Source organism: Duncaniella muricolitica (genome assembly GCF_910574735.1).
Taxonomy (GTDB): domain Bacteria; phylum Bacteroidota; class Bacteroidia; order Bacteroidales; family Muribaculaceae; genus Duncaniella; species Duncaniella muricolitica.
On record NZ_CAJTCF010000014.1, the window covers coordinates 49,074 to 61,109 of the forward strand.

Genomic DNA, 12,036 nt, shown 5'->3' on the forward strand with positions numbered 1-12,036 from the left:
GAAATGGCGGCTTTATCGTTGCGTCATTGTTGTTGTCAGTTTCTGGCTCTGCGGCGGAATACGGGTGCGGCAGTCTCCTCTTTGTTGCCTATAAGGGCGGCAAAGGGTGCAAACTGGGCGGCACGCGCTTCCATCGGCATCGGTTTCCGAGTCTTTGACACGTGATGTGGCAGGTCTATTATGTCGTCATATTTATTACTCATGATGTCCTCCTATCTGACTGTTACGTTCACGTTGAGTTGCGCCCTCCGCATAGTTGAGTCCGCGCAATATGGCATTTTTGCCATACATTTTTTTGATTTTAAGGATTGCCTCTTGCCTGTGTCTTTCTTTCTCGAGAGCTTCTGTCTCGGCTTGGTTGCGTCGTCTCACTTCGTCATAGTCGGTAAACAGGTCAAGTTGTACGGGTTTCTGCACGCGTTTGACATCTGCTTCACTCTTCAGTTTGCATGCCGACAGTGTGATGCGTCTCACAAGCAGGTCGGGGTTTATGATTCGGTCATAGAGTCGGCCGATATGTTGCATCATTATACATGACGACGATGTCGGCGGGTCGATATTGGCAGTGCCGTGGGCATGGGCCGGTACCTGACGCCCGTAATGGTCGGTGGTTATAAGGCCATCATATCTCGCTCTTGCCGTCGGATTGTCCAGAGAAGTCACGTCATACCCGATTTCCAGGACTATCTGGTCGGATACAACCCCCATGTCAAACAGTTCGAGAGCCATCGCATCGGCCATTTCAAGCACGACGATTCTTGCTTTGTCAGTAGAGTAGGGGCATGTGAGCACTTGTCCGGTACTTATAGAGCGGTTCTCGGGACGGTATGACTTTACCATATCCATAGTCACCGGCTCCCATCCCCACGCATGGTCGATAAGCAACTCTGCGTTTACTCCGAATATGCGGTAGAGCAGTCCTTCGTGCGACAGTGAGAAACGGGCTATGTCGCCCATTGTATGGATGCCATATGGCGCAAGCCGTCGGGCAGTCCCTCGTCCGACACGCCAGAAGTCGGTGAGCGGAGTGTGGTCCCACAACTGACGCCGATAGCTCATCTCGTCAAGTTCGGCTATGCGTACTCCATCCTTGTCGGGCGGCATCTTTTTTGCCACAATGTCCATCGCCACTTTACACAGATACATGTTTGTGCCAATGCCGGCGGTAGCTGTAATGCCTGTCTCGGCAAGCACCTCGCGTATCATCTTCATGGCGAGATCATGAGTCGAGAGCTTATAAGTGTTTTTATAAGACGTGACATCGATAAACACCTCGTCAATCGAATAGACGTGTATATCCTCGGGTGCGATATATCGGAGATACACCTGGTAGATGCGCGAGGAGTATTCAAGATACAGGGCCATTCGGGGCGGGGCCACTATGTAGTCGACCGCATAGTCAGTTCTTGTCTTTAATACAGACCCTGATGTCGATTTGCCATTACGTCCGCGGGCGCGGTTTACTTCCCGTACGCGTGATGATACTTCAAACAATCGCGGACGGCCGCCGAGCCCGAAGGCTTTGAGGGCCGGAGACACGGCCAGGCATATGGTCTTTTCAGTCCTGCTCATATCTGCCACGACAAGACAAGTGTCAAGCGGGTCCAATCCCCGCTCGACACATTCGACTGAAGCGTAAAACGACTTCAGGTCAATAGCTATATACTGTCGTGGCTGTTGATCCAAACAGTCTGTATTCCGATTAGATTTCTCCGATTATTTCGTTGATATCATTAATGCCGTGGCGGGCGCAATAGTCCTCCATGTAATCGATGACTTTCATGGTGACAGCCGGGTCGATAAAGTTGGCTGTGCCGATTTCTACAGCAGTAGCTCCGGCAAGCATAAACTCTATAGCATCACGTCCGTCCATGATGCCTCCGAGACCGATAACGGGGATTTTCACGGCTTTGGCTACCTGCCATACCATTCTTACAGCCACGGGACGTACTGCCGGTCCCGAAAGACCGCCTGTGATTGTCGAGAGATGCGGGCGTCTGCGCTCTACGTCGATCGACATGCCCATGAGTGTGTTGATGAGTGATACCGAATCGGCTCCTTCGGCCTCGACAGCTCTGGCAATATCGGCAATCGATGTCACGTTAGGGGAAAGTTTTACGATCAGGGTCTTGGGATAGACTTCTCGTATCGCACGTGTCACTTCGGCGGCTCCGGCAGTTGTGGTGCCGAATGCCATGCCTCCTTCTTTCACGTTGGGACATGAAATGTTGACCTCTATGGCATTGACTTTGTCAAGTGAGGCGAGCCGGCGAGCTGTCTCCACGTAATCCTCCACCTTGGCTCCTGACACATTGACTATGAGCTCCGAGTCATAGCCTTTGATGCGCGGATATATGTTGTTGATGAAGTAATCGACACCTTTGTTCTGTAGTCCCACGGCATTGAGCATGCCTGAAGGTGTTTCGACCATACGTGGATAGGGGTTCCCTTCACGGTGCTCGAGGGTTGTGCCTTTGATTATATATCCGCCCAGGCGGTTAAGGTCTATAAACGGGGCAAACTCTTCTCCGTAGCCAAATGTACCCGATGCTGTGAGAACGGGATTCTTAAGGGCAAGCGAGCCTATGTTTACTGATAATTTTGCCATTGTTATTGCCAGTTGAGGAGGTTAATGTTAAACACCGGGCCTTCTGTACATACACACACATTGCCTTTGACCGTGTTTTCCACACAGCAAAGACACGCGCCAAGGCCGCAGGCCATCATGTTTTCGAGCGAAACCTCACAATTGATTGCACGTTCGCGGGCTATTGAGGCCACGGCTTTCATCATTGGAGCAGGTCCGCAGCAATAGATAGTGTCAATGTTGCCTTCAAGGGCTGAATGGTGTGTCACAAGTCCGTGTTCACCCATTGATCCGTCTTCCGTGGACACATGCACAGTGCCTATGGCTGCGAAATCGTCTAGTTCGAGCAGATCGGCGGCCGAGCGTGCGCCGAGCAGAAATTCCGGTTTGTGTCCGGCCTCTTTGAGCTTGCGCCCGAGATAGAGTAACGGAGCCACACCGACACCTCCGCCTATCAGCAGCAGACGTGAGCCGGATGCCACATCAAGAGAGAACCCGTTGCCGAGCGGCAGCAATATATTGAGTTTGTCACCCTCTTTGAGAGCCACAAGAGTTGAAGTGCCTTTGCCGGCCTTGCGTATGAGCAGGTCTATCGTGTTCTGATCATAATTTACATCATTGATAGAGATGGGGCGGCGCAGAAAGACACCGGGGGTGTTTGCTGCCACCTGCACAAACTGGCCCGGAAGTATGGCCGGGAGCATCGAGCCGTCGGCCGGGGCGAGTGTGAGACGCGAATACATGTCGTTATATCGCGTCATGCGTGTGATTATAAAATCGTTTACCTGTTTCACTGTGATATGGTTAGTATATCGTGGTTGGCTTATAAAAATTCTTTGGCTCTTGCCGGGTCTACTCCGAGCTCGATGGCCTTGCTGGCATCTTTGCGGGCGTCATCCGGCCTGAAATGCATTTTGTTGAGTGCTGCTCTGTAAAGATACAGTTCGCCGTCATCCGGTGCAAGTTCAAGTGCTGCGGCTATATCGTCGGCGGCATCCTGAAGATTGCCCGTCATGAGATAGCAGTATGCACGGGCCCCGTAATATTCCGGCTCTTTCATAGTGCGGAGTATTTCGGTATAAAAAGGTATGGATTCCTCATATTCACCAAGCGAACTATGCATGGTCGCCTGTGCTATGAAGGCCTCGTCGGATGACGGATAATGCTTGGTGAGATAGTCAAAATCGGTTTTTGCGACATCAAACATCCTGTGCTTCAACGCCAATAGCCCGTGATGATAACGAGCTGTGATATAGGTTGAGTCAAGTTGCATTATGCGTCCGTAATCGTCAAACGCTTCCTGCTCATGTCCCATTGCGGTATATACTTTTGCCCGGTTGGCGAGAATGGTCACGCTCGACGGAGCGATACTCAGTGCGCGATTGAACGATTCGATGGCCAGCGAGTCAAGACCGAGATTATAGCGCACCATGCCGAGATTGCTGAGCAATAATACATTGCCCGGATTTGCCGGCTCTGAATCAATGGCATTTTGCAGTAATGATGCAGCCTCTATCCATTTCCCGTCGGCACAGGCCTTGTCGGCTTTTTCCACGAGATCAAGGTAGGGGGTGTCGGCAAGTATCCATGACGGTATCATTGTCATGAATGTGAGAAGCAGGATTTTATGCCACATCATTGGTCGGTGGTTTTTGTGCGGTAGTCGCGTGGCGACATGCCTGTCAGATGTTTGAAATATTTGCCGAAAAATGATTGGTTGGCAAAGTTAAGTTTCGCGCTTATCTCCTGGATATTAAGGCCCGTGGAGCGCAGCAGCAGTTTGGCCTCGAGGATTACTCGCTGGTCAATCCACTCTCCGGCAGTCTTGTCACTGATTTCTTTCAATACAGCCGATAAATGCTTGGAGGTCACAAACAATTTGTCGGCATAGAAACTCACCGACCGCTCTGTCTTGTAATTATTCTCAAGTAGCTCTATGAACTGGGCCAGAAGTTCTTCGCGACGTGATTTGTGTACCGATTTCTTTACACGGGTGGAGTAAATACCCAATGTGTTGTAAAACAACACCTCACATAGCGACCCGAGGGCCATCGACTGATAGGGACGGCTGGGATTGGACAAGTGGCGGCAAAACAGGTCATAGATCAGTTTCAGCGACTCGATTTCCTCTTCGGTGACATTTATTATCGGGTTAGAGACAAATCTTAGACTGTAAGGCACCACATAGCGCATCGACGGGAGCAGTTGGTTGAGCTTTTCCTGTGTGACTGTGATGAAAAATCCGGCAAAATCCTCAGCGACTTTACATCCTGATATAAGATGTCCGGGTCTGAGCACCAGAATGTCGTTTTGATGTACTATGCGTGTCTCAACGTCAATGGTCGCGGATATTGAGCCGGCCGTGCACACCACCATGAGCATGCGGTCAAGACGTGTGGGAAACGTGATAAAGGGTATTTCAGTCAGTGACTGAAATACCGCAATATCACGTTGTGGGGATATTAATGGGGAGTTTTGCTCCATTAACTTAACGGGTTAGTCCTGAAATTCGATGAGGGGTGCATTGGTGCTTACCACATCGCCTTCGCTTACAAGGACGCGCTTCACCACATCGTCCTTTTCTGCTTCCACATCATTTTCCATCTTCATTGCCTCATATACGAGCAACAGATCGCCTTTCTTCACAGTCTGGCCGTCCTTCACGTTGACCGAGATGATGCGTCCGCCCATTGGTGCGACGAGAGTCGGGCCGGTGATAGGCTCGGTGGTTTCTTCTTCCACGACTTCGGCTACAGGTGCCGATGCGGCTTCATCCTGGCGGCGTGCCTCATACTCTTCGGCGCGGCGTTTGCGCAGGAATCCGTTGGCTACCGAGGGAAGAAGTTCAAGCAGAAGCATTTCCTCGTTGTTGGATGCAAGAGGCATGCCACCCATATCTTCGAGCACAGGATTCTGAGGTCTCTTGTATGACGATACATCATAGGCTTTTTCCTCAGGCGAGCCGGTGATTTTTTCGCGGAATGTCGGGTCAATGGCTACCGGAGTCTTGCCATATTCACCCTTTACGAGCGAGATGAACTGATTGTTGGTGGTCGTATAGTCCGGCTTGCCGTTCTTGCGGTCGAGGGCCACAAGTACAGCCTGGCTACCTACAATCTGGCTGGTGGGAGTCACGAGAGGTATCAGACCGGCGTCGCGACGCACCATGGGGATGAGGCGCATGGCATCTTCGAGCAGGTCTTCGCTCTTGAGCTGCTTGAGCTGGGCCACCATGTTGGAATACATGCCGCCCGGCACCTCGGCGTTCTTGACAAGTTCGTTGGGCTTGGGGAAGTTGAAGTAGGCCTCAATCTTGTGGCAAGTCTCGAGCAGGCCCTCTTCGTCGTCGGCAAAAGCAAACTGTATTGCCGTATCAAACAATGCTGCCACTTCTGCGGGCAGAGTATCGTTTAGCGGGTCAAACTCAATGGGCATCTTGTCGCGATTGAGGTCAAAGTCGGCAAGTGCTTTGCGTGCGTTGAACAGTTCCTTGCGTATGCGTCCTACGGCCTCCATGTTGGCTTCGACTTCTACGCCCAGACGCTGGCAGAAGATGTAGATGAGTTCGATGGCGGGAGCGGCTGAACCTCCTCCAAACCACCAGATATTAGTGTCAAGGATGTCCACACCCTTGATGATGGCCATGAGCGATGATGCGAGACCGTAGCCGGGTGTGCAGTGAGTATGGAAGTCGACAGGAACTTTCACCGCCGACTTTAGGGCTGATATGATTGATGCGGCCCGCAAGGGATTCACGAGACCGGCCATGTCCTTGAGTGTGATGATTTTCGCACCAAGAGCCTCCATGGCCTTGGCTTTACTTACGAAATAGTCATCGGTAAATATCTTTTCCGGCTCTTTGGGCTTGTTGCCAAACATCGACTTGAGTTTGCCCATAAATCCCGAGGGCTGCTCGGGGGCCTCGGCTTTGGGGTCGACGGTGTAGCATACGGCACCGTCAGCTATACCGCCGAGCTGATTGATGAGACGTATCGACTCGCGCACATTGTCAATGTCATTGAGCGCGTCAAAGATACGCATTACGTTCAGACCATTGTCGATAGCTTCTTTGTAAAATCCTTCAAGCACCGAGTCAGGGTAGGGTACGTAGCCAAACAGGTTGCGTCCACGAGAGAGAGCCGACAACAGTGCCTTGGGATGCTCGCTCTTTGAGTCCATTGCTTTGGAGACGATGCGGAGTCGGTCCCAGGGCGACTCGTCAAGGTAGCGCATCACCGAGTCAGGTACTGCACCGCCCCATACCTCCATGATATAGAAGTGGGCGTCCTCATAATAAGGGAGCAGTTTGTCGATAGTCTCCTGGTTCATGCGGGTTGCAAACAGGGACTGCTGACCGTCACGTAATGTCAGGTCGCGAATCTTCAAAGCGGGTCGTGTTAGTTTTGCCATGATTGATTACTTTGGTTGAAACTTTTGGCAAAGATACATGTATTATTTTAATTAATGAAATTTTTCTTTAATTAATTTAACTGTAATTTTACCACTATTTTTTACCTCGGTTATCTTATGTAGGGATTAGTGTTTCTTTCATGTCCGACCGATGTCTCTGGACCGTGTCCGGGAAGGATTGCTGTGTCATCAGGCAGAGTCAGGAGTCGTTGGCGTATCGAGTTGACAAGTGTCATGAAGTCACCTTTCGGGAGGTCGGTGCGGCCGATGGAGCCTTTGAGAAGAGCATCTCCTGTAATCACAAACTTTGATTCCGGACAATACAAGGCTATGCTTCCCGGCGAATGGCCCGGCACTGCGATTACGTCGATAGGCTCCTTGCCAAGATAGAGGCGTTCTCCATCTGAGAGCTCTACATCAAGCCCGTGGTTTTTGGCACGGACCGGTATGTGAAATCTTGCTATCTGCTCTTCAAGTGACCGGCCGAGAAAATCGTCCTCGCGGTTGGCTTTGATATCCAGCCCATATTTGTTTTTGATATATTGGTTGGCAAATATGTGGTCAAGATGCATGTGGGTGTTTATGAGATGAATCGGCTTAAGATGTTCACGCTCGATAAACGACTCGACAGCCTTGAACTCCGCATCATCGGTCATGCCCGGGTCTACTATAGCTGCTTCACGCGACTCCGGGGCCCACATTATATATGTGTTTACTCCGAAAGGGTTTACTACAAATCGGCTTACTTTCATGACAAACGGTGTTACAGCTCTACGTATATAAGATCTTTGGTCGTAAAATATTCCTGTGGAAAGTAGTCGCTCAGAGGCACGTCAATGAGCGGCTGGCTTACACGGCCAAGCTCCGAACGGAGGTCTCCGCCTTTCAGGCATATCAGACCGTTGGGCATTTTGTTGACAGATTTTGTGGAAATGTTGCGGCGTATGAGCTTGATAAGTTCCTCAAGTTGCATCACGGCACGTGACACCACGAAGTCAAATTTCTGATGGCACTCTCCGCTGTCGCCATGTTGAAATGTGACGTTTTTAAGCCCGATGGATTCAGCTATCGACTGGGCCACCTTTATTTTTTTACCTATGCGGTCAATGAGGTGAAACTTGCACTCGGGCCATAATATAGCCAGAGGGATTCCCGGGAAACCACCGCCTGTGCCGAGATCAAGAAATGTCGTGCCGTCCACAGGGGTGATGAATTTGCCTATCGACAGAGAGTGTAGTATGTGATGGACATACAGGTTGTCTATGTCCTTGCGCGATATGACGTTGATTTTCTCGTTCCACTCGGGATAGAGATTGCCCAGAGCCGTGAACTGTTGCTGTTGTTCGGCGGTTAAATAGGGAAAATATTTGAGTATTTCTTCCATAAGATGGTTGTGATGTCTTTATCATACAAAGATAGCTCAAATTTCGAGTAAAAATGACTACTTTTGTCAAAAAGTTTTTCACACAATGGTAAAAATAGGAAGATACAACAAGTTGCGGGTGGTCAAGAATGTCGATTTCGGGGCTTACCTTGACGGTGGTGACGGAGTGGAGATTCTGCTCCCGGCACGATATATCGACGCTCCGCTCCATCCCGACGATGAGATAGATGTATTTATTTACAAGGACAATGAGGGGCGGCTCATAGCCACCACTGAGCATCCTTATGTCCAGGTGGGCGAGTTTGCCTTTCTTCAGGTAAATGATGTCAACCGCATGGGGGCTTTTCTTGACTGGGGACTCATGAAGCAATTGCTCGTGCCGTTCAGCGAACAGACGGTCAAACTGTCCCGCGGTATGGTGATACCTGTCTATGTCTATCTTGACGATGCATCCCAGCGTGTGGTGGCTTCGGCTAAGCTCGACCATTTTCTTGGCAACACTATCCCCGACTATGCCATAGGTTCTCCGGTCAAGGCATTGGTATACAAGCGTACGGATGTTGGCTACAAAGCCATTGTCGATGATAAGCATCATGGCATGTTTTATGAAAGTGACCTTTACAAGCCGCTTGAGATAGGAGAGGCTGTGACAGCTTATGTGAAGCGAGTGCGTGAGGACGGCAAGATTGATCTTCTGCTCCATGGCGCGCATGACGGCAGGGTGGAAGCTCTCGCACGTGCTGTCATGGCACGTCTTGACCGTGAACCTGACGGTTTCCTGCCGCTATGCGACAATTCTTCTCCCGAAGCGATAAGGGAGACTTTCAGTTGCTCCAAAAAAGATTTCAAAAAAGCAATTGGCTCGCTCTATCGCGAACACCGCATCGAAATAACTCTGGGTGGGATAAGGAAAGTTTAAAGTTAAGAGTTTAAAAGTTTAGAGGTAAACAATATTGCGTTATTTGCCATATATGGAAAAGCAATTTCCACATTAAAACACGGCAAAAAAGCAATATTGTTTACCTCTAAACTTTATACTTTAAACTCTAAACTCTAAACTCTAAACTCTAAACTCTAAATCACTTAGCTGTCAGGCGTAACACTCGTGAAGAGTAGTCGGTGTTTTTGTGATAGTCCACCTTATAGGTGAGTGGCATTTCGAGACCGTTTGACATCAGGTAACGTCCGGTGAACGATTTGCCCTCAAAAGGCAATGGCTCGTTGTCAATGCGGTTGAGTTCTGTAACAGTATACATCTTGTCCGGGTCAAGACCGGCCATCGGTATGCGCGGGAGTTGCTGTCCCATGAATGTCTCTATTTTCCACCAGTAAAACACGGCATCATCCTTCTCGGGCGTCACATACATCAGAGATGCGACACCTTTTTTATCATAAGGAGATTGCAGACGATAAAGGTCGCCAAACTGTACGATGGGACGTATGGCTTTATAATCGTTGATAGCCTGACGGCATATGGCCTTGTCTTCGTCGTTCATGTCGCGGGGCTGCATTTCAAGCCCAAGTCGGCCACTCATGGCTACATCTGCGCGAAATTTGGTGGGAATACGGCGGAATGTCTGGTGATTGGGCGATGCTGAGATATGAGAGCCCATTGCTATCGCGGGGAAGAAGTAACTTGTGCCCCACTGCATATACACACGTTGCAGAGCATCGTTGTTGTCCGAGCACCAGAACTCGTCAAACCACGGGAGTATGCCCCAGTTGACACGTCCGCCGCCACTTGCACAGGCCTGTATGGTCACGTCGGGATGAGCCTCGCGTATGCGGTTGAGTGTTTTTATAAGCCCGTTGTGATAATCGATATATAGATGTGACTGGTTGTCGGCGGTCAGATATTGCGAGCCATGCTCCATGATTGGAGCGTTGGCATCCCATTTGATATAGTCTATCTCGGGATATTTGGTCATCAGTGTGTCGACCACCGTAAACACTATATCCTGCACTTTCGGATTGGCCATGTCGAGCACAAGCTGTGTGCCGCCACGCCCCTTTACTACCTCTCGGTTGGGTGCCTTTATAATATATTCGGGGTGTTTTTCGTAAAGCTCGCTGACGGTATTGGTCATCTCAGGCTCAATCCAGATGCCGAATTTCACGCCGTTTTTCTTTGCAGTTTCAAGCAGGCCGTTGATGCCGTTGGGAAGTTTGTTGGTATCAACGACCCAGTCGCCAAGTGTCGAATTGTCAACGTCGCGCGGATATTTGTCGCCAAACCATCCGTCGTCCATAACAAATAGCTCACCGCCCATCGAGGCGATGTCTTCCATCATGCCGGCCATAACCTCCTCATTGATATTGAAATATACTCCTTCCCAAGAATTCAGGAGCACTTTGCGCTCTTTGTCTCCGGCATGCAGGCGATATTTGCGTCCCCATTTGTGGAAATTGCGGCTCACACCCGAAAGTCCTTCGTCGGAATATGTGAGTGCCAGCTCGGGTGTAGTAAAAGTCTCCCCCTTTTTCAGATGATACTCTGAATTTTCCTCGTTTATACCGGCAAACAAGTGGTGAAAGGTGGTGTCGTCAGTATCGATAAATAGCTTATAGTTGCCCGGATAACAAAGAGCGGCACCGATTACACGGCCGGAGTTTTCGCGGGGTTTTCCGTCGAGCGACAGCATTATTTCACCGTGTGAAGTGTGCGAGTTGCGCAATCCGTCCTTATTTTTAATCATTCTTACTCCATGTGGCAGAGGCTCTTCGGTGAGATTAGCCTCGTCGGCCCATGTGCCGTAGAGCGAAGATAGCCACACGTCACCATATCGCACAGGCAGATAGCCCGACATAAAACGGTTGAGAGTCACTGTACCTTTCTCGCGGTTTTTGATTTCCACCCAGGTCTCGATTACATCCTGGTCGGGATATGTGCGGTAATTGAGATTGACGTCAAACGGATATGCTTTGTCGGTCATGCATACGGTGGTCACTGAAGCTCCGTTATTTTCAGTTGATGTCTTGATGTCTGTCACAGCCACATCGGTTGTGCGGTTTCCGTCGGCATGAGTCACGCTCAGTGCTGCTTCGGCCTGAGGATAGAGGCCATATACCGGATAGGCATTGAGATTCATGCCGCCGGCATCACGCAGTGCGTCCTTGTCACGGGCGTCAAGACGGTCGCCGTAATATAGCACTTTGAGCGGACTGCCTTTTTCGGCATCAAGTATAAGTGAGGTTTTTGCTGTGGAGATATCCACCAGCTCGGCATTCATCGGCAATGTGGCCAAGAGAGCCAAAGCCGGCAATAGACAGACTCGTATTTTCATGAAATCTTTTAGGTAATTGGTTATTTTGTACAAATATAGCAAATAAGTGGAATATTATCAAGCCCGATTGCTAATATTACAAAAACATGGGTAAAAAAGTATGATTAATTGACGGCGTTTTACATTTTACGATATTGTCGCAATCGTTTTTTTACAAGAATATATGGCCACGATATAGTTCAAGAATCATGAAAAAAGACAGTGTGAGAAGTATTAAAACATTCAATCTGATCTATTTTGTCGAAAAAGGTACTTCAGATAGCAGATATAGAAGTTGTTTAAACTAATTTGATTTGTGAAATTTTTTAAGGAAAATAACGATAAAAGCGAGGAAATTCCAACCTTTCCAACTGGAGACGGTGGTATCGAAG

Annotated in this window: 11 protein-coding genes; 1 reads left to right on the top strand and 10 read right to left on the bottom strand. The window is 49.5% G+C overall.

The window, feature by feature from the left end:
• Positions 1-35 precede the first annotated feature (35 nt).
• The 9 genes from QGT73_RS04685 to rsmG form a co-directional block, all read right to left on the bottom strand.
• Positions 36-203: a hypothetical protein gene (locus tag QGT73_RS04685; RefSeq protein ID WP_280121651.1), complete on the bottom strand. Its 168-nt coding sequence runs from the start codon at positions 201-203 to the stop codon at positions 36-38.
• Positions 196-1,686 carry a Y-family DNA polymerase gene (locus QGT73_RS04690; protein WP_280121639.1) on the bottom strand — a complete coding sequence of 497 codons (1,491 nt, stop codon included), beginning with the start codon at positions 1,684-1,686 and terminating at the stop codon, positions 196-198. The genes QGT73_RS04685 and QGT73_RS04690 overlap by 8 nt, the downstream gene beginning before the upstream one ends.
• 16 nt (positions 1,687-1,702) lie before the next feature.
• Complete coding sequence (locus QGT73_RS04695; protein ID WP_280121640.1) at positions 1,703-2,608, bottom strand: dihydroorotate dehydrogenase; 906 nt, start codon at positions 2,606-2,608, stop codon at positions 1,703-1,705.
• Between the two features lie 2 nt (positions 2,609-2,610).
• Positions 2,611-3,348 carry a dihydroorotate dehydrogenase electron transfer subunit gene (locus tag QGT73_RS04700; protein ID WP_425278382.1) on the bottom strand — a complete coding sequence of 246 codons (738 nt, stop codon included), beginning with the start codon at positions 3,346-3,348 and terminating at the stop codon, positions 2,611-2,613.
• Between the two features lie 62 nt (positions 3,349-3,410).
• Positions 3,411-4,226 (bottom strand): tetratricopeptide repeat protein, encoded by an 816-nt coding sequence (locus QGT73_RS04705; protein ID WP_280121642.1) that lies wholly within the window; start codon positions 4,224-4,226, stop codon positions 3,411-3,413.
• The gene (locus tag QGT73_RS04710; RefSeq protein WP_280121643.1) at positions 4,223-5,071 is read right to left on the bottom strand and encodes a helix-turn-helix domain-containing protein; all 849 of its coding nucleotides are present in this window, start codon (positions 5,069-5,071) and stop codon (positions 4,223-4,225) included. The genes QGT73_RS04705 and QGT73_RS04710 overlap by 4 nt, the downstream gene beginning before the upstream one ends.
• A 12-nt stretch (positions 5,072-5,083) precedes the next feature.
• Complete coding sequence (locus QGT73_RS04715) at positions 5,084-6,997, bottom strand: biotin/lipoyl-containing protein (RefSeq protein WP_280121644.1); 1,914 nt, start codon at positions 6,995-6,997, stop codon at positions 5,084-5,086.
• Between the two features lie 110 nt (positions 6,998-7,107).
• On the bottom strand, positions 7,108-7,749 hold the full coding sequence (locus QGT73_RS04720; protein ID WP_280121645.1) for an MBL fold metallo-hydrolase: 642 nt from the start codon (positions 7,747-7,749) through the stop codon (positions 7,108-7,110).
• 11 nt (positions 7,750-7,760) lie between these two features.
• Positions 7,761-8,381, bottom strand: coding sequence for a 16S rRNA (guanine(527)-N(7))-methyltransferase RsmG (gene rsmG, locus QGT73_RS04725; RefSeq protein WP_280121646.1), 621 nt, complete (start codon positions 8,379-8,381; stop codon positions 7,761-7,763).
• A gap of 85 nt (positions 8,382-8,466) precedes the next feature.
• On the opposite strand from rsmG, the gene QGT73_RS04730 reads away from it, so the two are divergent.
• Positions 8,467-9,300, top strand: a complete 834-nt coding sequence (locus tag QGT73_RS04730; RefSeq protein ID WP_280121647.1) for a CvfB family protein — start codon at positions 8,467-8,469, stop codon at positions 9,298-9,300.
• Positions 9,301-9,460: 160 nt separating this feature from the next.
• Here the strand turns inward: QGT73_RS04730 and QGT73_RS04735 are convergent, their stop codons facing one another.
• The gene (locus tag QGT73_RS04735; protein WP_280121648.1) at positions 9,461-11,665 is read right to left on the bottom strand and encodes an alpha-galactosidase; all 2,205 of its coding nucleotides are present in this window, start codon (positions 11,663-11,665) and stop codon (positions 9,461-9,463) included.
• Between the last annotated feature and the right edge of the window lie 371 nt (positions 11,666-12,036).